27 protein-coding genes are annotated in these 21931 nt (G+C 50.0%); 21 read left to right on the top strand and 6 right to left on the bottom strand.

All coding sequences use genetic code 11. The features are described 5' to 3' along the window. Positions 1-156 precede the first annotated feature (156 nt). Complete coding sequence (locus NP589_RS12030) at positions 157-564, bottom strand: DUF2750 domain-containing protein (protein WP_256607209.1); 408 nt, start codon at positions 562-564, stop codon at positions 157-159. Between the two features lie 255 nt (positions 565-819). Here NP589_RS12030 and NP589_RS12025 point away from each other — a divergent pair, with 255 nt between their 5' ends. From NP589_RS12025 to vapC, 4 genes are all read left to right on the top strand, one after another. Then, on the top strand, positions 820-1083 hold the full coding sequence (locus NP589_RS12025; RefSeq protein WP_256607208.1) for an RNA recognition motif domain-containing protein: 264 nt from the start codon (positions 820-822) through the stop codon (positions 1081-1083). Next, positions 1076-1309, top strand: a complete 234-nt coding sequence (locus tag NP589_RS12020; RefSeq protein ID WP_064007646.1) for a VF530 family protein — start codon at positions 1076-1078, stop codon at positions 1307-1309. Before NP589_RS12025 ends, NP589_RS12020 begins: the two co-directional genes overlap by 8 nt. A 112-nt stretch (positions 1310-1421) precedes the next feature. Continuing rightward, on the top strand, positions 1422-1655 hold the full coding sequence (gene vapB, locus NP589_RS12015; protein WP_064036623.1) for a type II toxin-antitoxin system VapB family antitoxin: 234 nt from the start codon (positions 1422-1424) through the stop codon (positions 1653-1655). Between the two features lie 9 nt (positions 1656-1664). Continuing rightward, positions 1665-2066 carry a type II toxin-antitoxin system tRNA(fMet)-specific endonuclease VapC gene (gene vapC / locus NP589_RS12010; RefSeq protein ID WP_256607207.1) on the top strand — a complete coding sequence of 134 codons (402 nt, stop codon included), beginning with the start codon at positions 1665-1667 and terminating at the stop codon, positions 2064-2066. A gap of 73 nt (positions 2067-2139) precedes the next feature. Here the strand turns inward: vapC and NP589_RS12005 are convergent, their stop codons facing one another. From NP589_RS12005 to NP589_RS11990, 4 genes are all read right to left on the bottom strand, one after another. Further along, entirely contained in the window at positions 2140-2673 is a 534-nt protein-coding gene (locus NP589_RS12005) for an SRPBCC family protein (protein WP_256607206.1), read from the bottom strand. A gap of 28 nt (positions 2674-2701) precedes the next feature. Continuing rightward, positions 2702-3511, bottom strand: coding sequence for a bestrophin-like domain (locus NP589_RS12000; RefSeq protein ID WP_256607205.1), 810 nt, complete (start codon positions 3509-3511; stop codon positions 2702-2704). Positions 3512-4154: 643 nt separating this feature from the next. After that, the gene (locus tag NP589_RS11995) at positions 4155-4361 is read right to left on the bottom strand and encodes a DUF6494 family protein (protein WP_256607204.1); all 207 of its coding nucleotides are present in this window, start codon (positions 4359-4361) and stop codon (positions 4155-4157) included. 207 nt (positions 4362-4568) lie between these two features. Continuing rightward, the gene (locus NP589_RS11990; RefSeq protein WP_064036629.1) at positions 4569-5471 is read right to left on the bottom strand and encodes a MerR family transcriptional regulator; all 903 of its coding nucleotides are present in this window, start codon (positions 5469-5471) and stop codon (positions 4569-4571) included. Between the two features lie 91 nt (positions 5472-5562). On the opposite strand from NP589_RS11990, the gene NP589_RS11985 reads away from it, so the two are divergent. The 15 genes from NP589_RS11985 (at position 5563) to NP589_RS11915 (ending at position 19486) form a co-directional block, all read left to right on the top strand. Next, positions 5563-6822, top strand: coding sequence for a sigma-70 family RNA polymerase sigma factor (locus NP589_RS11985; RefSeq protein ID WP_256607203.1), 1260 nt, complete (start codon positions 5563-5565; stop codon positions 6820-6822). 50 nt (positions 6823-6872) lie between these two features. Continuing rightward, entirely contained in the window at positions 6873-8036 is a 1164-nt protein-coding gene (gene hflK, locus NP589_RS11980) for an FtsH protease activity modulator HflK (RefSeq protein ID WP_256607202.1), read from the top strand. Next, on the top strand, positions 8033-8899 hold the full coding sequence (gene hflC, locus NP589_RS11975) for a protease modulator HflC (protein ID WP_020482229.1): 867 nt from the start codon (positions 8033-8035) through the stop codon (positions 8897-8899). The genes hflK and hflC overlap by 4 nt, the downstream gene beginning before the upstream one ends. Positions 8900-8916: 17 nt before the next feature. Further along, positions 8917-10821, top strand: coding sequence for an ATP-dependent zinc metalloprotease FtsH (gene ftsH, locus NP589_RS11970; RefSeq protein WP_256607201.1), 1905 nt, complete (start codon positions 8917-8919; stop codon positions 10819-10821). A 68-nt stretch (positions 10822-10889) separates the two neighbouring features. Beyond that, positions 10890-11309, top strand: coding sequence for a hypothetical protein (locus tag NP589_RS11965; RefSeq protein ID WP_064007636.1), 420 nt, complete (start codon positions 10890-10892; stop codon positions 11307-11309). A gap of 315 nt (positions 11310-11624) precedes the next feature. Continuing rightward, positions 11625-12110: an SRPBCC family protein gene (locus NP589_RS11960; protein WP_256607200.1), complete on the top strand. Its 486-nt coding sequence runs from the start codon at positions 11625-11627 to the stop codon at positions 12108-12110. 42 nt (positions 12111-12152) lie between these two features. After that, on the top strand, positions 12153-12608 hold the full coding sequence (locus NP589_RS11955; RefSeq protein WP_256607199.1) for a PAS domain-containing protein: 456 nt from the start codon (positions 12153-12155) through the stop codon (positions 12606-12608). Positions 12609-12645: 37 nt separating this feature from the next. Continuing rightward, positions 12646-13476, top strand: coding sequence for a sterol desaturase family protein (locus NP589_RS11950; protein ID WP_256607198.1), 831 nt, complete (start codon positions 12646-12648; stop codon positions 13474-13476). A 39-nt stretch (positions 13477-13515) separates the two neighbouring features. Further along, positions 13516-14472: a protein-methionine-sulfoxide reductase catalytic subunit MsrP gene (gene msrP, locus NP589_RS11945; protein ID WP_256607197.1), complete on the top strand. Its 957-nt coding sequence runs from the start codon at positions 13516-13518 to the stop codon at positions 14470-14472. Next, on the top strand, positions 14472-15113 hold the full coding sequence (msrQ, locus tag NP589_RS11940; protein ID WP_256607196.1) for a protein-methionine-sulfoxide reductase heme-binding subunit MsrQ: 642 nt from the start codon (positions 14472-14474) through the stop codon (positions 15111-15113). Before msrP ends, msrQ begins: the two co-directional genes overlap by 1 nt. Positions 15114-15172: 59 nt before the next feature. Beyond that, positions 15173-16084 carry a TIGR01777 family oxidoreductase gene (locus NP589_RS11935; protein ID WP_256607195.1) on the top strand — a complete coding sequence of 304 codons (912 nt, stop codon included), beginning with the start codon at positions 15173-15175 and terminating at the stop codon, positions 16082-16084. Between the two features lie 20 nt (positions 16085-16104). Continuing rightward, positions 16105-16614 (top strand): hypothetical protein, encoded by a 510-nt coding sequence (locus NP589_RS11930; RefSeq protein WP_256607194.1) that lies wholly within the window; start codon positions 16105-16107, stop codon positions 16612-16614. A 4-nt stretch (positions 16615-16618) separates the two neighbouring features. After that, positions 16619-18010 carry a cryptochrome/photolyase family protein gene (locus NP589_RS11925; protein ID WP_256607193.1) on the top strand — a complete coding sequence of 464 codons (1392 nt, stop codon included), beginning with the start codon at positions 16619-16621 and terminating at the stop codon, positions 18008-18010. Between the two features lie 3 nt (positions 18011-18013). Further along, positions 18014-18532 carry a lipocalin family protein gene (locus tag NP589_RS11920; RefSeq protein WP_256607192.1) on the top strand — a complete coding sequence of 173 codons (519 nt, stop codon included), beginning with the start codon at positions 18014-18016 and terminating at the stop codon, positions 18530-18532. Between the two features lie 12 nt (positions 18533-18544). After that, a complete protein-coding gene (locus NP589_RS11915; protein WP_256607191.1) occupies positions 18545-19486 on the top strand; it encodes a YbgA family protein in 942 nt (313 codons plus the stop codon). A 4-nt stretch (positions 19487-19490) separates the two neighbouring features. Here NP589_RS11915 and NP589_RS11910 read toward each other — a convergent pair whose 3' ends face one another. Then, the gene (locus NP589_RS11910) at positions 19491-19688 is read right to left on the bottom strand and encodes a hypothetical protein (protein ID WP_256607190.1); all 198 of its coding nucleotides are present in this window, start codon (positions 19686-19688) and stop codon (positions 19491-19493) included. Positions 19689-19831: 143 nt separating this feature from the next. Here NP589_RS11910 and gspE point away from each other — a divergent pair, with 143 nt between their 5' ends. Both gspE and NP589_RS11900 read left to right on the top strand, forming a co-directional pair. Beyond that, the gene (gene gspE, locus NP589_RS11905; protein WP_256607189.1) at positions 19832-21544 is read left to right on the top strand and encodes a type II secretion system ATPase GspE; all 1713 of its coding nucleotides are present in this window, start codon (positions 19832-19834) and stop codon (positions 21542-21544) included. Positions 21545-21586: 42 nt separating this feature from the next. Further along, positions 21587-21718 carry a DUF4160 domain-containing protein gene (locus NP589_RS11900; RefSeq protein WP_256607188.1) on the top strand — a complete coding sequence of 44 codons (132 nt, stop codon included), beginning with the start codon at positions 21587-21589 and terminating at the stop codon, positions 21716-21718. Positions 21719-21931: the final 213 nt, after the last annotated feature.

Here is a 21931-nt window from a genome sequence, read left to right as displayed (position 1 = left end):
GATTAGCAGGTGTTTACTCTAACATTTTTAAACGGATTGATACGTTGCTGAACGCCAACTCAGGTTTTGCTGAAGACTAATCGCCACAGCCGCAATATTGGTACTCCCGCGTACTGCAAGCTCGGCTGGGGGCTAGATTGACTTGCCGGAACGGAGTTAATCGTCCAACACAAAGTCTCGCGACTCGCGCATGCCCTCCAGAAAATTAAACAGCCGTTGCGGGCTGATTAGACAGCCGGCCGCCGCTTTTCTGGGCATGATTTCCACCAGCACACCCTGCGCCGTCAGTTTGTTCAAAACCTGATACATAAAAAAATCCAGCGTCTCCGCCACACCTATCATGTTTTCCCAGTCGCCGACCGCCGCCTCGTCGGCATAACGCCGGTACGGCCAGACCGGCAAGGTTTCATGGCCGTCCACCACTCGCAAAATCCATTGCCGGCTTTCTTTCAAACCCCAGACTTCGTCCATTTCGACGATGCGATACATAAAATATTCCAACAGATCTTCATCGCTCATGGATTGAGCCGCATCATATTCTTCTTGGTAAGGTTCGTAGCGCATAGTACCGATCCGGTGATGGAAAACCACATTGCAGCAATAATCGCACCACGGTAATCCGCCGTCAGCGAGCCCGCCAAACTCGGCGAATTGTCGGGTTTGCGCAGAAATAAAGCGTATCGCTGCGCATTGGCTAGCCGATTTATTGTCGTATAACCGACAAAACCTAAACCGCTTGCAGCACAGCGCGTATTTAGCAAAAAAGCCCAATCCGATAAGTTGTATAGTTGCGACCCTTTAGCATAAACAAGCAAACCCATGAAACTACTGATACGCAATCTTCCCCGCACCACCACCGAAACCGAATTACGGGCCATGTTCGCGGAACACGGCAGCGTACAATCCTGCTCACTGGTGATGGACAAAGACACCAATAGTTCGAAAGGCTTCGGCTTTGTGGAAATGCCCAAGGCCGGCGAAGCCAAGGCCGCCATCAAGACCCTGAATGGTCTGGAAATGGAAGGCAACCGCATTCGCGTGAAAAAGGCCGAAACCAACCCTGGCGAAGCCGCCGATGACTAAACCCGGCAAGCAAGATCCATTGCATGGCATCACACTGGAAACACTGCTGACCCGTTTGGTGGAAAAATACGGCTGGGCGGAATTGGCCAGCCGCATCGACATCAATTGCTTTGCCAAAGACCCCAGCATTACCTCCAGTCTGAAGTTTTTGCGCAAGACGCCCTGGGCAAGACAAAAGGTTGAGGCGCTTTATTTGCAGAGTTCGTGGGCAGAAATCCAGGATTAGCTTGCTATTGCCGATGCGGCCTTATTGGCCTCTCTTGGTGCCAAGAAAGGTATTGATTTTTAAACAAATCTAAGGATATAGTCTTGCCATATACAAATACCAGGTGGCAACCATGTCTACGAGCACGATTTTCACTAATAACCGCAGTCAAGCAGTGCGCCTCCCCGCCGATATGCGTTTTCCCGATTCCGTTAAGAAAGTTGAAGTTCGGGTCATCGGTCAAGAGCGCATCATAGCGCCGGCAGAATCCACATGGGATAGCTTTTTTTTGAATGGTCCGACGGTCAGCGACGATTTCATGACCGAGCGCGCCAGCCAACAGCAAACTGAGCGTGACAGTTTTTAGGCAAAACCCATGCTGAAATACCTGCTCGACACCAACATTGTCATCTACGTTATCAAGCGACGGCCGCTAGAAGTATTGACTAAATTCAATAACCAACATGGACGTATGGCGATTTCCGCTATCACGCTCGCCGAGTTGGTACACGGTACCGAGAAAAGCCAATTCCCCGCTAGAAACCTTACTGTAGTCGAAGATTTTTGCAGCCGTTTACAGATATTGCCTTACGGAGATACCGCCGCCTACCACTATGGCAGCATCCGCGCCGCGCTGGAACAAATCGGCCAAACCATCGGCATTAATGACCTGCATATTGCGGCCCACGCCCGCAGTCAAGGGCTAATCCTGGTGAGTAACAATTTGCGCGAATTCGAGCGTGTACAGGGCTTGTTATTGGAAAATTGGGTGGCGTGATTTATTCAACTGAATATCGACGCCTCCATTTGGAAATATTCGTTTACCCTCTGACCAAGCTATTCAATCCAATCTAACCGGCCCCCTCCACTATCGCTTTGATAGCCGACAAGCCCTGCTCAAACTGACCGCCCACCATTTTGTCGCAATTCATGATCAGGCTCATGAGTTTGCCGATGAAATTATTTTTGCCGGACATACTCCAGACCACAACAGTATTTTCCCCTGCGGATGTGAAGGTAAACTCGGCGGTATTGCTGGCTTTAAACGGTTTAAGAAAATCGAGTTTGAAACGGATCAAGTCGTGCGGGCGACTCTCGACAATGGTCATACTGCCCTCGCCTACTTTATTATTGCCGGCCCAACTCATGTTGGCACCGGCACCGGCTTGCGGCCCTGAAAAGCTGTTTTTGGCATTGGGGTCAAGTTTGGCCCAGGGCGACCAAGCCTGCCAATTCTGCAAATCGTTAATTTGGGTAAAAACCGTTGCCGGCGGCGCGGCCATACTGATGGACCGGGAAACCTGAAAAGTATCCGGCTGTCTGCTGGCCAATGCCAGAATAATCAGAATAATCACTGCAACGAGGATCAGGATAATGTCCAACATGGCGAAATTCTCCGGTTGTTAAAAAATACTAATGCCGGTTATCGGCGGCTCCATCATCGCGAATAGCTGCCTGCAAATCGATCAAACTCTGCTGACTCACCCGGATTACGCCCCGATACGGCCGATCCAAATCCAGAATAATGAACACCATTACCACAATCAGCCAGACCATAATATAAGTAACAAACGATGTGCGATGCCCGGCCAGACCGTTGGTATAGCCGACCAGAGCCCCGCTTATCACAAAGGTGATGTACAACAACCCCAGCACCAACTCGGGTACATGCCGATTCACCTCGGCATCGCGTTTGCCGAAATTATCGATCAAATCGTTCAAGGCAGGGATAAACAAACCAGTGGTCACCGGACTGGGTGCCTGTTCATTCGCTTGCCTGGCATAATCCCAAAGCTTTGCTTGCATGCGTCCGGCCTCCGCGATCAGTAACTCCCTCTGCCCATGCTGGGTTAAGTCGACATAGCCGGTTCTGACCCGCAAATCCAGATAGTTGCGTATTAAGCCGCTTACTTCTTCGCGTACCGGCTTCGGCAATAACTGCGCGCGCAAATAGGCGGTGCCGATGGCATTGGCTTCGTCGACCACCGCCTCGCTACGACTGTCATAACGCTGTAAGGATAACGAGAAGGTAAAACCCAGCAACAATGCCAGAATGCCGAGTAAGGACCCGGAAATGGAATTGACATGGGCTTTGAAATTATCGTCCACCTTAGGTTTAATCCGTAAACCCAAGCGATAACCCAGCTCGATTGTCACTGCCATGGATCCCAGCAACATGCAGGCGATCAGTAAACTATCGATGTCGTAAGTGATCTCATTCATGACTTGAACTGGCGAAAGTACCGAAAAGGCTTATTTGAGCAAACTTGCCGTTGGTTGATTATGAAGGACATGTAAAAATTTGTCATCCGCGTATTTCGGACGCTAGTTTGTTGATTTTACGGGTCTTACGCATTGAACAATGCGGAGATCAGGACTATTTGCAAGTACCGCGCGGCATACTTTGTTTGACATTCTGCCCGCTTATTAACCCGGCCCCGAAATATCGTCGCTCCCGCGCAGGCGGGAGCCCAGCGGCTATCCTAGATTCCCGCCTTCGCGAGAATGACGAGTCCAGGGAATTTAATGGCCGGGTTAATGAAACTTGGCAACGGTAATCCACACCGATTCGCAGCGCCGAATAGGTGTATAACTTCGTTTACGGGTTATTTCAAGTCGTTGGTGTTCACTGGCATACAGGCATCATTTGATTATTTACCGGACAAAACCATCAATACCAAGGAGCCAACAGCATGAGCAAAGCCCAAAAAAGCAATAAGGAAACCAAGAAACAACCGGCTTCAAGCCCGAAAGAAAAAAAAGCCGCGAAAAAAGCTAAGAAAGAATCCGCGTCATAAACCGTCCTCAGGCTATGCGACCAGCGTGAACTCACCCTGGTCTGCTGCCCTCTCAAAAAATGCGCCCGTCATTCCAGCGCGATAATCCCCTCAATACAATGACTGATGCCCACCGCCGGCGCTTCCAAGGTCATCTTCACGCTGATACTTTCCGAACCGCTTAATTTTCCGGATTCCAATGCTTTCGCCACTGCATGCTCAATTTCGCGTTGCGAACTGATACCGACTGTTTTCAGAAATTTTCTGATTTCCATGTTGAATGTATCTTCGTTCATAGCGTTCACCTGTTAGCGGGTTGATTGAATGGCTTCGGCAACTTTATTGCTGCTTGCCAGTGTGTAGAAGCTTTCGAGAAAAGTTCTTGAGCGAACTAAAAATAACGGGAATATCCATACCAATGTCAGCGTTTCGGCCAGCCCGACCTTCGATAAGCTGCCGTTAGCGAATCATCTGCGGCACGTTGTCTGGATTTAGCCTGTAATTCAGTTGGACAACTGCTGTTGCTGGGCTTTGGCGTTGAAATGATCGATATCGGTGATCAATTCGCAATTACTTAAATCATTTTGCAATTGCGCGTAGTAAAAATAAGCCCCACTGCCACCCAGCCATACCTGGGTGGCCTCGCTGTTGACTGAATCTATTATCAGCTGCAATTCGTCGAGGGTTACTTGCTCCGGCGGGGTCTTTACCAATCCCATGACTATCACGTCCGGCTTCAAGTGCTGACAGGCCTCGATAATATCCTTGGCCGGCAGGTCCGCACCCAAATAGTAGCAGTTGTAGCCCTGATTGGCAGCGATCAAGCAGCTCACCAAAATCCCGAACTCATGCGGGTCGCCACTTGGCGTGGCAAACAGCATGCCCGGATTGTTTTTAGAGTGGTGATGCAAATTGTTCACCATGCTCAACACAATCCGCTTGATACAGCTGGAAAACATGTGTTCCTGGGCGATATTTAATTTCCCATCGTGCCAAAGCTCTCCCACTGTCTGCAAGGCAGGCAACAAAATGTCTCTGGCGTAGTCCAACGGCTCGGCAGCGATCAGAGCCTTCTTCAACAACTGTTCGCAACGTTCGATGCGATATTGTTTCAACGAATCGATGATCTGCGCCAGTAGCGGCGATTGCTCTTCGGACGGTTGAACGCTGACTTGTTTCTGAAAATCTTGTAGTTGCTGGTTGTCCAGGGTAGCCAGCTTGCCGATGGGATGGCCCTTTCGGGTCAGATTGACCAACAGCGTCAATTTTTCCAAATCCTGTTGAGAATAGAAACGCCGCCCCGTGCTGTTCCGCGCCGGCATGATGCAGGCGTAGCGACGTTCCCAGGCTCTTAGTGTTTCCGCTGTTAATCCGGTTAAGGAGGTAATCGCTTTAATTGAGTACATTGTTCAACTTTTGTATAGAAAATACTTTGACAAACATTCTACATTCTAGTAAGTTATTTGCCAACAACTTAAATAACCAAGTGAATTGATTATGTCCAACTTAGCCACATTGCCAATCGATAGCGAGATGGATTCGGTAACAGAATCCCAACCCAACTCACTTGCCGTTCAAGTTGAACAGGCCAGGCAGACTCTGTTAGCGTTATTGCTGGAAAACAAGCAGACCAACGCTTTGATAATCAACAGATTTTTGCACGATCTCAATTCTGGCGTGGACTGCTCGGATCTGATCGTCGCCAAGAACTCAGAAGACTATAAAAGACTGCTGCAATTACTGGTCAACAGCCAGTCGGCAAATAAAAACAATCCTGTCCTTTATGTCGAGAATAACGGACAGGACAAAGTTGTACAAGCCGAGAATGTTGTACAACTTATGGGTTCGGAATTTGCGCAGCAATCCTTGGTGGCTCGTTCGGTCAATCGCTTGTTGTACAGCCTGCACTTGTTACCGGTATTTTTGATGGACAGTGCGGCACAAGCAGACGGTGTGTTGAGCGCAGACACCGAAGACAGCGCAGACTTCAAAAAACGCCTGGGCAAAGCCAAACGCGAACTGCGCAGCTTGCGCCAGCAAATGATCTCCGCCAACACCGGCCTGGTGGCCTTCGTTGCTCACAAGTACAAAACCAGCAATTTGAGCTTCGAAGATTTGATGCAGGAAGGTTTGGTGGGCTTGATTAAAGCGGTGGATAGATTCGACCCTGATCGCGGCATCTGCTTTTCCACTTATGCCATCTATTGGATCAGACAGGCCATATCCCGTCTGATAGTCAAACAAGAAAAAATTGTCCGTTTGCCGGTGGCTTTGGCCGAAAAAGCCGCTACCGTGTTCGAGGCCATGCGCAGTTGCTACCTTAAATATGAGCGCTGGCCGAGCATCGCCGAATTAAAACTTGCTTGCGATTTGTCCGAGCAAGAGATTAAAACCATCAGCAGTTACTATCAAGCCACGCATTCTTTGGACGCGGCGATAGGTGATGATGACGATAACCTGGAATTGATGGCAAAAATGCAGCAGCATCAATTCAGTCTGCCACTCGATGAACTAATTGATCAGGATCTGGCTCAATATGTCGACAAAGCAGTTGCTTCGCTACCGGAAAAACAGGCGGCGATTTTAACCATGCGTTTCGGTCTGCGCGATCACACGGAAATGACCTTGCAGGCAGTAGCGGATCAGCTGCATGTTACTCGGGAGAGAGTCAGGCAAATTCAAAATGAAGCTTTAAAAAAATTGAAACAACAATTTGGCTTTGACCTTATGCTATTTCTCGAACCCAAGGATGGCTAACAATAACAATCATTGACCCAGGTCAGGCTAACACTACAAGAGGAGTGATTATGTCATCAGAAAAACAAAACACCAGTAAGCAAACGCCGCAGTCCGACTGGAAGTTGGAATTGGATAAGCAGTGGAAGCAAGTCTCTACCAAAGCGGGCGACTTCTTTAACGATCATAAGAGTATGTTTTCTTTAACCAACATCGCCGCCGCCGTGGGCGGTACGTTAACTGTCGTCTGGCTGGCCAGCGGCGTTTACATCGTCGATCAAGGAAACCGAGGCGTGGTGAGTCGCTTCGGTGCGTATTCGGAAACTACTTTGCCCGGCCCGCATTGGCATATTCCGGCGCCTATCGAAAGCGTCACCAATGTCAACGTAGAACAACAACGGTTTATCGAAGTCGGCTACACCGATTCCAGCCGGGTTAACAAATCAGCCGTTATCCCGCAAGAATCATTGATGCTGACCAGCGACGAAAACATCATTACCGTTCGCCTGGCCGTGCAATATCAAATCAATAATGCTCGCGATTACTTATTTAATGTCAAAAACAATGAGAACACGCTGAAGCAATTGACTGAAAGCGTGGAACGAGCGGTGATCGGTCGCAACAATATGGACTTCGTCTTAACCGAAGGCCGCAGCCAAATCGTCGCCGAGATTAAAGAACAGATACAAGAGGCGATGGACGGCTACAAAGCCGGCATCAGCATTGCCAGTGTCAACTTGCAGGATGCGCAGCCACCTGAAGAAGTGCAAGGCGCATTCGAGGATGCGATTCGGGCCAGGGAAGACAAGCAACGCTTGATTAACGAAGCCGAAGCCTACAGCAACGAAGTGATCCCCAAAGCGCGCGGTGCGGCATCGCGGATTATTCAAGAAGCGGAAGCTTACGAAGCCGAGAAAGTTGCCAAAGCTAAGGGTGAAACCGAACGTTTCGATCAGTTGCTGGTGGAATACGAAAAAAGCCCTGCCATCACCCGTAAACGCTTGTACCTGGAAGCCAAGGAAAAACTGTACAGCAGCACCAACAAAATCATGCTGAACGATGACCAATCCAGCCCGATGATGTACATGCCTTTGCCGCAAACCATGACCCAACATGCACAGCCTACCGCCAGCCACACGGAACCGGAACTAAGCTCCGAACCGCATAACGGCGACAAAAACGGCGCTCGCAAATCCACCGGCAACGAATTACGTCCTAGCAGGAGCAAACAATGAGCAGCAAAACCACTCAAGTATTAATTCCGGCCGGTTTGACTCTGTGCGTACTGGCCTATATGTCGGTTTTTTACGTGAAAGAAAACGAAAAAGCCATACTGTTTCGTCTCGGTGAGATGGTCACATCCGACTACACTCCCGGGCTGCATTTCAAGACCCCCATCATCAATAACGTCAGCACATTTGATGCGCGTGTGCTGACCTTGGATGCGAAATCCGAGCGTTTTCTTACCTCCGAGAAGAAGAACGTTATTGTTGACTCATTCGTTAAATGGCGAATCGGTGATGTGGGTCTCTTTTACACCACGGTCGGCGGCGACGAGTTTCAAGCCAATCTACGCCTAGACCAAATTATGAAAGACGCGATGCGTAGCGAGTTCGGCGTACGGACCATCAAACAATTGATCTCCGAAGACCGCAACGAACTCAGACAAACTTTGCTGGCAAAATTGTCGCCCACTGCCGAAAAGTTCGGTATCGAGTTAATCGACATTCGCGTTAAACGCATCGATTTGCCGCCGGAAGTCAGCAGCTCGGTGTATCAACGGATGCGCGCGGAACGGGAGCGGGTAGCCAGAGAATTCCGCTCGCAGGGCGCGGAAAGTGCCGAGCAAATCAGTGCGGAAGCCGATAAACAAAAACATGTGATAGTTGCCAACGCCCAGCGCGATGCGGAAAGCATTCGCGGTCGCGGTGATGCGCAATCAGCGGAGATTTACGCGAAAAGCTACGGTAAAAACCCCGAGTTTTATGCGTTCTACCGCAGCTTGCAGGCATATCAAACGTCGTTTGAAAAAACTCAGGATACTTTGGTGTTAAAACCGAACTCCGACTTTTTCAAATACTTCTCCAGCGAAAAGTAAGTTAGGAGACAGCTATCATGAAAAAAATGTTCATTTTTATCACCATCCTGCTCGCGGCAGGGCTGGTGGTGTCGGCGGTGATGAACCGCAACATGCCGGAATACGATCCGCATTTTGAAATTTCGTATTCCGACTTTATCGAAGACGTACGTAATAAAGTAGTTACGGAAGTGGTAATAGATGGCAATTACGTCGACGGTCACCGCCAAAACGGCACGCGATTCGCGACGTACAATCCCAATGACTCCAGAATGATCGACGAATTGCTGGAATACGGCGTGAAGATCAAAGTCGAGAAGCCACAACAACCGTCCACTTTGATGAATATCCTCATCTCCTGGGCTCCTACCCTCTTGCTGATCATGGTGCTGGTGTATTTCATGCGCAAACAGGCAGCGATGGGCGGACGCGACGGCCAGATGGGTTTTGGTAAAAGCCGGGCAAAACTAATGGCTGAAGATCAGATCAAAGTGCGCTTCACCGACGTGGCTGGTGTGGAAGAAGCCAAGGAAGACGTCGTGGAAATGGTCGACTTCCTAAGAGAACCCGGCAAATACGAAGCTTTAGGCGGCAAGATTCCGCGCGGCGTGTTGATGGTCGGCCCTCCGGGTACGGGTAAAACCTTGTTGGCCAGAGCGATTGCCGGCGAAGCAGGCGTACCCTTCTTCTCCATCTCGGGTTCGGATTTCGTGGAAATGTTCGTTGGTGTCGGTGCCTCCAGGGTCAGAGACATGTTCGAACAAGCCAAAAAGCGTGCACCTTGCATCATATTCATAGACGAGATCGATGCGGTCGGCCGGCAACGTGGCGGCAGCGGGATTGGTGGCGGTAATGACGAACGCGAACAAACGCTCAACCAGCTGCTTGTCGAAATGGACGGTTTCAGCGGTAACGAAGGCATCATCGTTATCGCCGCGACCAACCGGGCTGACGTGTTGGATAAAGCTTTGTTAAGACCAGGCCGTTTCGACCGCCAAGTGCAGGTTGGTTTACCTGACATCAAGGGTCGCGAGCAAATCCTAAGAGTGCACGGCGCCAAAGTGCCGCTCGCCGAAGACGTGAACATCAACGATCTGGCCCGCGGCACACCCGGCTTTTCGGGCGCGGAGCTGGCCAACTTGATTAACGAAGGTGCTCTGTTTGCTGCCCGCAACAAAAAGCGCATCGTGACCATGAATGACTTGGATAAAGCCCGCGACAAAATGATTATGGGCGTGGAAAAACGCACCATGGTCATGACCAAAGAAGATTTGTTAATGACTGCTTACCACGAAGCCGGGCACGCCATCGTCGGTCGCAATGTGCCTGAGCACGACCCGGTCTACAAAGTGAGTATCATGCCGCGCGGCGGTGCTTTGGGTATCACCATGTTCCTGCCCGAGCGAGACCAATACAGCGCATCCAAGGATAAGCTGGAAAGTCAGATCGCCAGCTTGTTCGGTGGCCGGGTCGCGGAAGCCTTGATTTACGGCAAAAACAAAGTTACCACCGGCGCGTCCAACGACATCATGCGCGCCACTCAGCTCGCTAGAAACATGGTCACCAAATGGGGCTTGTCTGATCGTCTGGGCCCAATGGACTATGGCGACAGCGAGGGCGGATACATGGGCCCGCAATCCAAGCCAATGTCCGAAAAAATGGCACAAACTATCGATGAAGAAGTACGGGCGGTAATAGACGCCAATTACAACCGCGCCGAAGCCATACTGAAAGAGAACATCGAAGTGCTGCACAACATGGCTCAAGCCTTAATGGATTGGGAAACCATCGATAAATTCCAGATCGATGAACTGCTACAAGGCAAAAAACTTGCACCGCCGGAACCGGAAGTAGAAGAACCAAAATCGTTTGAAGAGATCGAAGACTCGATAAACGACGAAACCGGCGATCACCTGGATCAAGGACAAGTACTGGCGTCCTAAAAGTCCTCCTCTATGTACCCTCCAAACGCTGTACTCTTGGAGGGTATCTTTTTTTCAGAGGTAGCAATATGCATACTCAATCGATAACCACAAAAACCATGAACGCTCTGCAATTATTATTGCAGATTAATTTTAATGTAGCGGTGATTCTATTATTGATCAGCGGTGCAGCGACGATATTCGGTAATACGCTTTTTTTTGAAGATAGTAGCGATCTGTACGGCCCGTTAGCCAATAATATGCGTTTAATGATGTTTTATTTGTGTTTAATCCAAATCGCGGCGTACAGTTTCTATAAATTGAGTAACAGCCCGGAAGCATTGGCCGCGTTAGGTGTTTTTCTTCTTCTGTTAATTGGTTCACTGGAGTTTTACTGCTCGATCAATCAAATTGAAATCGACGAAAACTACAGGCAATTATTTATTTATTCCGGCTTATCGCATCTGCTTTATGGCGGCTGTGCGGCCATGCGGCATCAGGAAAATTAGGAATTTGTAAGCTTTCTGACACAATACAGACTAGAATTAGATACCGAAGTATTTCTCTTTACTATAATAGGCTTTGCTTAGCACAAACCATAAAGCAAATTTATATTTTCTCTTTAAAGTTCAGTCTAATCGACTGTTTAGCTGTAAAGCCATCTCTAAACCAACGCCATCGAGGTATACTGAGTAAATACACAAAAAGCCGAACCGCCGAAAGTGATTTAATTCCATAAATCCAAATACAGTTTTATAGGCTTTACGTGTCCAGAAAAATTATAACAACGCCGAGCAGAAAGCTCCGCGAGGGGGAACGATCAAATGCACATCAAATTTCCGTTTGACTCACACAAGCCCGTTGCCGGCGAGGCATGCATCGACATCGACAAACCGGTTGACGATGTTTTTCATTATGTCGGTGAAAAGTTTTTTGAGAATTATCCAAAATGGGCTGTGGAAGTAGTCGATTTTGAACCTCTCGACGGAAAAGAAGTATTCGTCGGCGCCAAGGCCAAACAAATCCGTAACGATAACAACGGCGAAATCGAATCTGTTTTTGAAATCACCGATTATCAACCCAGCTCCAAACTTATCTTTCAAGGATTGACCCAGCCTTACAAGCACAGTTATTTTCTTGAAGTCGTTCAAGAAGACCGGCAACCCACCCGTTTGACGTTTCGATTTGAATTTTTGGAGCTTGAGGTATTCATGCGGCCTTTCGAGAAGTTAATTCGTTGCGCCATCGAAGACGGTGCGGAAAACACCGTCGAAAACATTAAGAATTTAATATTAGTAGAATGCAACTAGCATATACGAACTCATAATTATTATAAAACCCGGAGTTTAACCATGGCTTTTATTGTTGAAAAAGATAGCGGGCTTATTCCGCAAGTACTTTCCGCTATTTTGGACGAATGCGTAAACGGCGTCACGCTGGCAGACCCGGACCTTGAAGACGCGCCTATTATATATGCCAATAAAGCATTCGAACGTTTAACCGGATATACTCATGATGAAATAATCGGCCACAACTGCCGTTTTTTGCAAGGTGAAGATAGAGAGCAAGAGGCGCGCTTCAAAATTGCTGAGGCCATGAAGAATCATGAATCGATTGAAGTGACCTTAAGAAACTACAAAAAAGACGGGACTTTATTTCACAATCGTTTAAAGATAACCCCATTATTAGATAAAAAGAATCGAGTAATTTATTATCTAGGCGTGCAATATGATATTACCCAGCAGGTAAGTGCCAACAATGAAATAAAGGAATTAACCAGTCTATTGGATGCGATTCAAGGAAGTTAAATTACCGTGCGATAAATATATTTTGTAGAGGGTCTCAATGAATACAACTGCAAATGCCAACGGCAACGATGGCCTGTTTTTTAACGAAGCCTTATTTGGCCTGGCGATATTGGCTTTCGTGCTGTTGCTAATCATAGAAAAAACCAAACCTTATCGCCAGTTTTCCGCCAAAACTTATAAAGAGTCCTTTGTCACCAACACCACGGCATTCTTGGTTAATAACTTAATATTAACCGCGCTGAGAGCGTCGTCATTATTTCTGGTTGCTCAGCAATTCGCCGGTTACGGCTTGTTAAGCGGCCTGAGTAACGGCCCGGTTAAATGGCTGTTGGCTTTCGCTTTTTTCGACTTGGCTATTTTCATCTGGCATTATGCCAGCCACAAGTATGAGTATTTGTGGCGATTCCACAAAGTTCACCACAGCGATAAATGCTTTAATGTTTCCACCGGTTTTCGCTTCCATGTTTTCGATTTATTCCTGGAAATAATTTATAAATGCGTATTTGTTGTGGTAATTGGCGTGGACGCGTATTTGGTACTTTCCATCGAAATTATCGAGTTGTTTTTCATATTTTTTCATCACGCTAATATCCGGGTTCCAAACGAAGCCGCTATTTCCCAAATTATTATCACCCCCTCCCTGCACCGCACTCACCATTCCACCTTGCGCTCGGAACATGACAGCAATTACGGCATCGTGTTGGCTATTTGGGACCGGATGTTTGGTACCCGAAAAGAGCTGGTGCCCGCCAATATAGGATTGGATTTGATTGAAGCGGAGAATTTTATTCAACTGTTTTCTCTGGCATTTATTACCGAGCGTAAAATCCGGCAGTTAATGGGCTGGATTCCGAAAGGGAAAAAGTAAGTAATGGAACGTCTTTTATAAGTTACCGGTAATCAAGCCATGATTATAAAAACAATAAAAAATATTCCCGGCAGTGAAATTACCGATCCCTTGGTTTTTCAGCAACGCCGCACTCTGATCAAAGCGATGGCGGCGATGATGCTGACCGGCACCAGCATCCGAACCGGCCGGGCCGACAGTTCAAAACCGATATGGAGCGCAGTTCCCAAAAGTCGGTTATCGGCACATGAGTTAGAGGTTACACCGGCGGACGCCACGGAAAACTACAATAACTACTACGAATTTGCCTTCAACAAAGAAGACCCCAGCAGCCTGGCCCAAAGCCTGCGCATCGACCCCTGGTCTGTCGAGATCGGCGGCGAAGTGGAAAAACCCGGCACATATCAACTGGAAGATATTCTCAGCCAGCACCCGCTACAAGAATATATCTATCGTTTCCGGTGCGTCGAAGCTTGGTCCATGGTGGTGCCCTGGGTGGGCTTTTCGCTGGGCGATTTGCTGAAAACCGCAAAGCCTTTATCAAGCGCCAAGTTCGTAAAACTCACTTCGGTTCATCAGCCTGACAGCATGCCCAAGCAACGCAATAACGCGATGCTGGACTGGCCCTATGTCGAGGGTTTACGTATCGACGAAGCCATGCATCCCTTGACCATACTAGCCGCCGGTATGTACGGCAACATTTTGCCTAAGCAAAACGGTGCGCCCCTGCGTTTGGTAGTACCCTGGAAATACGGTTTTAAAAGCATCAAGGCCGTCGTCAAAATAGAACTGCTGAAAAGACCACCGATTAGCAGTTGGAATAAGTTTGCCCCCAACGAATACGGCTTTTACGCCAACGTCAATCCGGACGTACCTCATCCGCGCTGGAGCCAAAATAGCGAACGGTTGTTGGGCAGCGGCTTTTTTACCCCACGCCGACAAACCGAATTATTTAACGGTTACGGCGAGCAGGTCGCTCACCTGTATCGTGATATGGATTTGAGGCATTTTTTCTAATGATTATGCAAATTAATAATTTGCGGTCTTTAACCATCGCGGTGTGTTTTATCCCGCTGCTTTGGGTAGTTTTCGATATTGCCTTCGATAATCTGGGTTCAAATCAAATGCAAGCCCTACATATTCGTTTAGGTGATTGGGCCTTGCGATTTTTATGGATAACCCTGGCTATTACTCCCGTACAAACCGTCACAAAATGGCGCGGCATGACCGAGTATCGGCAATTATTCGGTTTATATACTTTTTTTTACGCCAGCCTGCACGTTTTAGTTTATTTAGCGGTTGACCAAGTTTTCGCGTGGCGAATAATTGGTATTGATATTCTCGAAAGCTCGTATATCTGGTTCGGATTGCTTGCCTACATTATTGTTTTTTCGTTAGGCATTACGTCTTCTAAAGCGTCAAAAAAACTTTTGGGGAAAAGCTGGAAAAAACTACATCGATTTATTTACATAGCAGCCGGCGCGGCAATGATTCATTATTTTTGGCAGCTTAAAGGTAATCTGGCAGAGCCTTTATTTTATTTACTGCTGATATTTATGCTGTTGGGTTTTCGCGCAGTAATCTGGTTTAAAAATAAGCAGTTAAGTCAAATGATGATTCCGAAAGGCCGCGCATCCACCGATACAGAATCCGATTAACCCACCAAGGCCTGAAGCGACGGTAGGGTTTAGTCCTAGTAGTTTCCGGAGCAGAACTTATGAACACTAACTCGATTTTAATTAGCGGCGGCACCGGCTTCCTGGGTAGTGCGCTTACTAAACAACTAATCCAAAAAAACTATTCGGTGACGGTGCTGAGCCGTAGTGCCGAAAAAGTGGTCGCCACATTCGGCAACAGCGTTCAAGCGATAAGCTCGATCACCGACTTACCGGATGCCGGCAGCTTTAAAGCGGTGGTCAACCTGGCCGGCGCCGGCATTTTCGATCAACGCTGGACCGAGCCACGCAAACAGTTATTGCGCGATAGCCGCATCAAACTGACCGAACAATTGGTGACCTGGATAGCATCAGCCACCCAGCCCGCACCAGTGCTGGTAAGCGGCTCGGCTATCGGCGTTTACGGCGATCAAGGCGACAAGTTCCTCACTGAAAGTAGCGCGAGCATTGCCGATTTCTCCCAACAGCTGTGCGCCGATTGGGAATCAGCCGCCTTGCAAGCGGAAAAATTCGGCAGCCGGGTCTGCCTGATACGCACCGGCTTGGTGCTGGGTGATAATGGTGGCATACTGAAACGCATGTTGCTGCCGTTTCGTTTGGGGTTAGGCGGCCGCCTGGGGAATGGCAGGCAATGGATGTCCTGGATACATTTGCACGACTGGCTGGCTATCGTCGAAGCGATGATAGAAACTCCGGACATGCGCGGCGCATACAACGCCACGGCGCCCGACCCGGTCAACAACCAGCAATTCAGCGCCAGTCTGGCCGGCGTGCTGAATAGGTCGCTGCTGCTGCCCATGCCGGAAATAGCCCTTAAATTATTGCTGGGCGAGATGGCGGCGCTGGTCTTGGGCAGCCAACGCGTGCTGCCGGAGCGTTTACTGGCCCAAGGCTTTGCATTTAAATATTCACAGTTGGATACCGCATTGCGCGATATTCTGCATAATCCCTAGATTAAACAACGGGCGCCCTTATGTTGATCGACAGTCTTTCCTTGCTATTTGCCTTTACCTCGTTCGTCACCTGGTACGAAACGCTGTTGATAGCCCTGGCCCTGGGCTTACTGGTATTTTATCTGACCCCCTCCCCCGCCCAGGAATGGGAAGAACGGACACCGGCCACGCTGTATTTTTACCTGCAATGGAGCTGGCTGGGTTATCTGCGGTTGAAAGACGCGTTCTATCCGTTTTTTATCCTGTACAACGCGGTACTGTTTTTCATCGACTATCGAATTAACGAAGGCAATTTCACAGTCGCCAGCTGGGTGACCATCCATATCATCATGGCGATGCCGCTGATCTATTGGACTGGTGCGGTTTGGCGCTGTTCGGACAAAGGCGCCAGCAGAATTTGGGCCGCAGTGGCCCGCATGCTGACGGTGGCGGCGTATTTCGATTTACTGCTGCGCTGGGTGATATATCAGTACTACCCCAATATCCTGTTTAACTGCCAGCAAATGATCATTCATTGGGGCGACTGCTGAGCCGATGGCAAAAAAACGCTACAAAACCTCGCTGTTTATTTTCCGCCGCGATTTACGGCTGGAAGATAACACCGCACTCAACGCCGCCCTAAGCGATTCCGGGCAAGTCATAGCCTGTTTTATCTTCGATCCTCGGCAAATCGAAACTCATCCTTACCAAAGTACGCCGGGCCTGCAATTCATGCTGGAGTCGCTTAGCGATCTACAGCATCAGCTGCAACAGCAAAGTGCCCTGCTGTATATTTTCAACGATCAGCCGACTCACCTCATCGAGCCGCTGAAGCAGGACTTAGGTATCGAAGCGGTATTTGTCAATCGCGACTACAGTCCGTTCAGCCGGCAACGGGACAACGAACTGCGCAAACAGTGTGAAAAACTGCATCTGGCTTTTCACAGCCAAGCCGATTTGCTGCTGACCGAACCGGAGCAAGGCCTAAGAAGCAACGGTAAACCTTATCAAGTATTCACCGCGTTTCATCGGCAAGCCAGGCTCCAGCCGGTGCCGGCTCCGCAGCGCTTGGCGCCGGGTAAACTATCGGCAAAAGCCTATGCCGGCCACAAGCCGGCGCTGCTACAGCAACTGCGACAGCCGCACCACAACGCGCTGCCCGGTGGCCGACAAGCGGCGCTGGAGCGCTTAGCCATCATCGGTAACTACAAAAACTACCTTGCCGTCCGCGATTTTCCGGCCATGGCCGCCACCAGCCAACTGTCGGCCTATTTAAAATTCGGCTGCGTTTCGGTGCGCGAAGCGTTTTACAGCATCCAAGCCGAACTCGACCCCGACCATCCCTTGCTCCGCCAACTGTATTGGCGCGACTTTTTCACCCATATCGGCTTTCATTTTCCACATGTGTTCGGTCACAGCTTCGATAAACGTTACGACGGCTTGCTGTGGCGCAACGGCCAGGAGGACTTTTGGGCCTGGGCCAACGGCCAAACCGGCTTCCCGATTGTGGACGCCGCCATGCGCGAATTGAACCAGACCGGCTGGATGCATAACCGCTTACGCATGATCGTTGCCTCGTTTTTAGTCAAGGATTTACACGTCTCCTGGCGCTGGGGCGAACGTTATTTTGCACAACGGTTGCTGGATTACGACCCCTGCGTCAACAATGGCAACTGGCAATGGGCAGCCTCCACCGGCTGCGACGCGCAACCGTATTTCCGAATCTTCAATCCGTGGTTACAACAGAAAAAATTCGATCCGCAATGCCTGTATATCAAGACCTGGATTCCGGAATTACAGCGCTATCCGGCAGAGGTGATTCACAAATGGGAAAAGCACCCACAAGCCGGCGATTACCCTGCACCGCGCGTCGATCATGCTGTACAAAGCCAGACTATCAAAGCCCAATTCAAAGCCCTAGCCAATACAGCGGCTACACCGGAGTAAACCATGCGTTATGTATCGATAGTCTTATTAAGCTTGCTGTGCGCCTGCACCGGTATCCCGGAAGGCGTAAAAGTCATAGACGGCTTCGAGCTGGAGCGCTATCTGGGCACTTGGTACGAAATCGCCCGCCTGGACCACAGCTTCGAGCGCGGCCTGACCGACATCAGCGCCGAATACAGCCTGCGCGATGACGGCGGCGTGAAGGTGTTAAACAGCGGCTACGATGCCGAACAAGGCCAACGAAAAATCGCCGAAGGCAAAGCATACTTTATCGACAAACCGGACATCGGCCGCCTGAAAGTGTCTTTCTTCGGGCCGTTTTACGGCGCCTATAACATTATTGCGCTGGATAAAACCGGCTACCGTTATGTGATGATTGCCGGCCCCGATCACGATTATTTGTGGATATTGGCCCGCAGCCCGGAGCTGGACCCAAACATCCGCCAGGAGCTGATTCAGCAAGCAAAAGCGCTCGGTTTTGCCACCGATAAATTGATTTTTGACCAACACCCCAAGCAGTAAGCAGGATTAAGCATGCAGAAAATTTCAGTTGGCATCAGTGCCTGCCTACTAGGCCAGGAAGTGCGTTACGACGGCGCGCATAAGTATCACAGCTATATAGAGCGCACGCTGGGACAATATTTTGAATTTAGAGCCTTCTGCCCGGAAGTCGAGGCCGGCTTGGGCATACCGCGTCCCTGCGTGCAACTCCGCGAAACCGCCGACGGCATCCGTTGCGTTGGCGTCAAGGATCATAGTCTGGACGTGACGGAACGCTTGGAAGACGCTTCCGCCAGGCAGCACGACTGGCTGGGCGGCTTGTGCGGCTACATCCTTAAAAAAGACTCACCCAGCTGCGGCATGACCCGAGTGAAAGTCTATAAAAACGATATACCCGCCCGCCAAGGTACCGGCATATTCGCCGACTATTTACAGCGCACCTTCCCTAGCCTGCCGGTAGAAGAAGAAGGCCGGCTGGGCGATCCCGGCCTGCGGGAGAACTTTATCCAGCGCGTGTTTGTGATGCGCCGCTGGCAGGATCTATGCGAACAAGGTTTGAGCGCGCATGGTTTGATCACCTTTCACAGCCGACATAAATTGATTGCCATGAGCCACGAACAAAACCAGGCCCGCGAGCTGGGACGGATTATTGCCGGCGTCACAAATGCGAATATTGAAAGCACCGCAGCCGCCTACATCGCTGCGTTGATGACCTGCCTAAAAATCGTCGCCACCCGCGGCAACCATGTCAACGTGTTGCAACATATCCAAGGTTATCTGAAACACAAGCTGGACAGCGACGACAAACAGGAACTGGTGGAAACCATCGAAAACTATCGGATTGGTTTATTGCCGCTGATCGTGCCGCTCACCCTGCTCCGCCATCATTTCCGTAGAGAGCCGGATGACTTTATCGACAACTCCTATTACATGCTGCCGCATCCGGCGGAATTGTCCTTGTTGAACAGTATTTAAACAGTTATTGCAGTTGCTCCCGCTCGCGCTGATACGCGTCGTAGCTCTGCCGCCGTTCGCAATCGTTAGACATGGCTTTTTGGCACTGCAATTGCCCGGCGTTCTGCACCGCATGATAGCCCAGGCGCTGCGGCCAATCCGCACTGCAAGCAGCCATCCCCAGCGCAGCGGACACACCCAATATAAGTTTTAAGCCTCGCATCCCAATTCTCCCAAAAAATGTCCGAATCGCTAATGGCTGCAATATACAACATGCGGCAGGCTGGGCCGGCAATAAATCAAGCCCGGATTCTTCTGAAAATCGCTACAATGCAGCCCTATTCCGCAAGTTGACTGGCTGAAAATATGGACATGGAAATCGCTGAAAAATCCGAAAAATACGCTGCTTTTCTAAGCCTACTAAAACGCAAAGGCAAGCTCTCGGACAGCGACCTGGGTAAGGTGCGACGTATGCAAAAGTCGTCTTTGGACGACTCCTTGCCGCAAATGCTGATCAAATTGGGTTTGTGTTCCGACAGCGACATCGCCGGCAGCTTCGCCGAAGCCAGCGGCATTAGCCGCGTCACACCGGCACAGTACCCGCCGCAATCGCCGCTACCGGACAGTGTTTCCCAGCGTTTTTTAAAGCAATATCATGCCGTGGGTCTGGCGGCCGACGATGAACAAGTCCAAGTCGCGGTGATGGACCCGGAAGACGACTACGTCACGCAAGCCTTACAACTCGCCATCGGCAAGCCCGTTAAACTGCACATAGGCCAGCTCTCGGAAATCGACGCCGCGCTGGAATTGCAGTACGGCGAAGGCAAATCGCAAATGGACAAGCTGATGGACAACCTCAATGTCGAGGAGGAAGGCAGCGAAGATCTGGAGCACTTAAAGGACCTGGCCAGCGAAGCGCCCATCATCAAAATGGTCAACTTCATCCTGCAAAAAGCGGTGGAAAGCCGCGCTTCCGACGTGCATATCGAACCGTTCGAGCAAAGCCTTAAAGTGCGCCTGCGTATCGACGGCGTGTTGCAGGACATCGACTCGCCGCCGGTCGCCTCCACTGCCGCCGTGCTATCGCGGATCAAGATCATGGCCAAGCTGAACATCGCCGAGCGCCGTCTGCCGCAGGACGGCCGCATCAAATTGCAAATGATCGGCAAGGAATTGGATTTGCGGGTGTCGACCATCCCTACCCTGCACGGCGAAAGCGTGGTGATCCGCTTGCTGGACAAAGAAAATGCGGTGCTGGATTTTGAAACCCTGGGTTTCGTCGGCCGACAAGCCGAGCGCTTCATGGATGTGCTGGCCCAACCGCACGGCATATTGTTGATTACCGGTCCAACTGGTAGCGGTAAATCCACTTCGCTGTATGCGGCGTTAAAAACCCTCAATACTTCCGAACGCAAGATCATCACCGTCGAAGACCCGGTGGAATATCAGCTGGAAGGCATCAACCAGATTCAAGCCAAACCGCAAATCGGCCTGACCTTTGCCTCGGCGTTACGTTCCATCGTCCGCCAGGATCCTGACGTGATCATGATCGGTGAGATGCGCGACCTGGAAACCGCCAAAATTGCGGTGCAATCGGCGCTGACCGGTCACTTGGTGCTGTCCACCCTGCACACCAACGATGCCGCAGCCGGCGTGACCCGCTTGCAGGACATGGGCCTGGAAGAATACCTGCTCAGCTCGACGATCAACGGCATCCTGGCTCAGCGCTTGGTGCGGCGTCTGTGTCCGCATTGCAAACAAGCCCATCCGGCCTCGGAGACGCTGATCGAGGAAATGAAACTACGGAACTGGCAACCCAGCGGCGAAATCCTGCTGCACAAACCAGTCGGCTGCCCAACCTGCAACGGCATCGGCTACAAAGGCCGGCTGGCGATTATCGAATTTTTGACGATGACCGACACGATACGTAAACAAATCATGAAACACGAAGAAGCGTTCGTCATTCAACAAACCGCGATCCAGGAAGGTATGCAGACTATGTATGAAGACGGCGTCGGCAAGGCCTTGCAAGGCATTACCACGCTGGAGGAAGTATTGCGGGTGACGACCGAGGCTTAAGGGGGCGTGACGATGCCGGTAATCTGCCGCTTTTACGGGATCATGATTAGGATGTATCTAATAGACCGGGAGCATCCACCCCGCCACATCCATATCAAATACGCCGAATACGAAGCAGTGATGGAACTGGATAATTTGAACATTATCGATGGCCGTTCCCAAAAAGTGCCGTGAGCTGGTGCGGGAATGGGCGGAACTGCATCAACACGAGTTGATAGAAATGTGAGATACCCAAAACTTTCATCCCATAGCACCTTTGGAGTGACTGATATGAAACTGCAACAGTTCGAACAATTGGATGGCTACCGTTTTAAACTGGTTTTTGAAAACGGCGAAACTAGACAAACCGACCTAAAAGAGTTGATAGGCGACCACGTAACTATCCCC

The organism is Methylomonas rosea, from assembly GCF_024505055.1.
In the GTDB taxonomy this organism is placed as follows: Bacteria; Pseudomonadota; Gammaproteobacteria; order Methylococcales; family Methylomonadaceae; genus Methylomonas; species Methylomonas rosea.
Note: the sequence above shows the minus strand (reverse complement) of the source record. Positions and strands in the feature narration are given on the sequence as shown.